Source organism: Maritalea sp. S77 (genome assembly GCF_049801075.1).
GTDB lineage: Bacteria > Pseudomonadota > Alphaproteobacteria > Rhizobiales > Devosiaceae > Maritalea.
Window position 1 is genome coordinate 150,001 of record NZ_JBNAGG010000006.1, and the last position, 2,500, is coordinate 152,500.

The following is a 2,500-nucleotide window of genomic DNA, read 5'->3' on the forward strand; positions in this document are numbered from 1 at the left end:
GACCCGCACCCCGGGGAGAACATTTGATCTTCGTGAAGTTAAATATAAATTTGATCTAACCTTATCAAATCTGACGGTTCGTATAGGCTGCACGGCCTGAATTGCGGATATTGATAATGAGAACAATCAAGTGTCTTAAGGGCATTTAGTGGATGCCTTGGCGCACACAGGCGATGAAAGACGTGATACGCTGCGATAAGCATCGGGGAGCTGCGAATAAGCTTTGATCCGATGATTTCTGAATGGGGAAACCCGACCATTTAGGTCACCCGCAAGGGAGCTAACCTGGGGAACTGAAACATCTAAGTACCCAGAGGAAAGGACATCAACCGAGACTCCGTTAGTAGTGGCGAGCGAACGCGGACCAGGCCAGTGGCCTATATGTAAGAACAGGAATGAGCTGGAAAGCTCAGCCATAGTGGGTGATAGCCCCGTACTGGTAGAAAGCATATAGGTCCTCGAGTAAGGCGGAACACGTGAAATTCTGTCTGAACATGGGGGGACCACCCTCCAAGCCTAAGTACTCGTGTGCGACCGATAGTGAACAAGTACCGTGAGGGAAAGGTGAAAAGCACCCCGACGAGGGGAGTGAAATAGTTCCTGAAACTGGATGCCTACAAACAGTCGGAGCCCGCAAGGGTGACGGCGTACCTTTTGTATAATGGGTCAGCGACTTAATTTAACATGCAAGCTTAAGCCGTTAGGTGTATGCGTAGCGAAAGCGAGTCTGAATAGGGCGTTGAGTATGTTGGATTAGACCCGAAACCAAGTGATCTAGCCATGGGCAGGCTGAAGGTGAGGTAACACTTACTGAAGGGCCGAACCCACTTCTGTTGAAAAAGAACGGGATGACCTGTGGCTAGGGGTGAAAGGCCAATCAAACTTGGAAATAGCTGGTTCTCCGCGAAATCTATTTAGGTAGAGCGTCAGACGAATACTCCAGGGGGTAGAGCACTGGATGGGCTAGGGGTCCCCAACGGATTACCAAACCTAACCAAACTCCGAATACCTGGAAGTAATATCTGGCAGACACACTGCGGGTGCTAAGGTCCGTAGTGGAGAGGGAAACAGCCCTGACCTACAGCTAAGGTCCCAAAGTCATGGTTAAGTGGGAAAGCTTGTGGGAATGCATAGACAACCAGGAGGTTGGCTTAGAAGCAGCCATCCTTTAAAGATAGCGTAACAGCTCACTGGTCAAGCGTTCCTGCGGCGAAAATGTACCGGGGCTCAAACCATGCACCGAAGCTTAGGGTTTGCACTTTGTGCAAGCGGTAGCGGAGCGTTCTGTAAGTCTGCGAAGGGATACCCGTGAGGGGTCCTGGAGGTATCAGAAGTGCGAATGCTGACATGAGTAGCGATAAAGAGTGTGAGAGACACTCTCGCCGAAAGTCCAAGGGTTCCTGCGCAATGCTAATCAGCGCAGGGTTAGTCGGCCCCTAAGTCGAGGACGAAAGTCGTAGACGATGGGAATCAGGTTAATATTCCTGAACCTGGTGGTAGTGACGAATTTGCAGATCTGTCAGTCCTTATCGGATTGGTTCTGGCAGTGAGCAAGTTCCAGGAAATAGCTCCACCGTTAAGACCGTACTCTAAACCAACACAGGTGGACAGGTAGAGAATACTAAGGCGCTTGAGAGAACTATGCTGAAGGAACTCGGCAAATTGCACGCGTAACTTCGGGATAAGCGTGACCCTTTCGTAGGCAACTATGGGAGGGTGGCACAGACCAGGGGGTGGCGACTGTTTACTAAAAACATAGGGCTCTGCGAAGTAGCAATACGACGTATAGGGTCTGACGCCTGCCCGGTGCTGGAAGGTTAAAAGGAGATGTGAGAGCATTGAATTGAAGCCCCAGTAAACGGCGGCCGTAACTATAACGGTCCTAAGGTAGCGAAATTCCTTGTCGGGTAAGTTCCGACCTGCACGAATGGCGTAACGACTTCCCCACTGTCTCCAGCATAGACTCAGCGAAATTGAACTCCCCGTGAAGATGCGGGGTTCCTGCGGTTAGACGGAAAGACCCCGTGCACCTTTACTATAGCTTCACACTGGCATTCGTGTCGGCATGTGCAGAATAGGTGGTAGGCTTTGAAATAGTGACGCCAGTTGCTATGGAGCCGCAATGTGAGATACCACCCTTATCGTCATGTATGTCTAACCGCGGCGTAACAGCGTCCGGGACAGTGTGTGGTGGGTAGTTTGACTGGGGCGGTCGCCTCCCAAAGAGTAACGGAGGCGCGCGATGGTGGGCTCAGACCGGTCGGAAATCGGTCGTCGAGTGCAATGGCATAAGCCCGCCTGACTGCGAGACTGACAAGTCGAGCAGAGACGAAAGTCGGTCATAGTGATCCGGTGGTCCCGCGTGGAAGGGCCATCGCTCAACGGATAAAAGGTACGCCGGGGATAACAGGCTGATGATGCCCAAGAGTCCATATCGACGGCATTGTTTGGCACCTCGATGTCGGCTCATCGCATCCTGGGGCTGGAGCAGGTCCCAAGG

At 51.9% G+C, this 2,500-nt stretch carries 1 rRNA gene (cut by a window edge); it reads left to right on the top strand.

Features of this window, described 5'->3' with window-relative positions:
* The first annotated feature begins 124 nt into the window (after nucleotides 1-124).
* Nucleotides 125-2,500 (top strand): 23S ribosomal RNA (locus ACP15Y_RS16335); it runs 343 nt beyond the window's last position.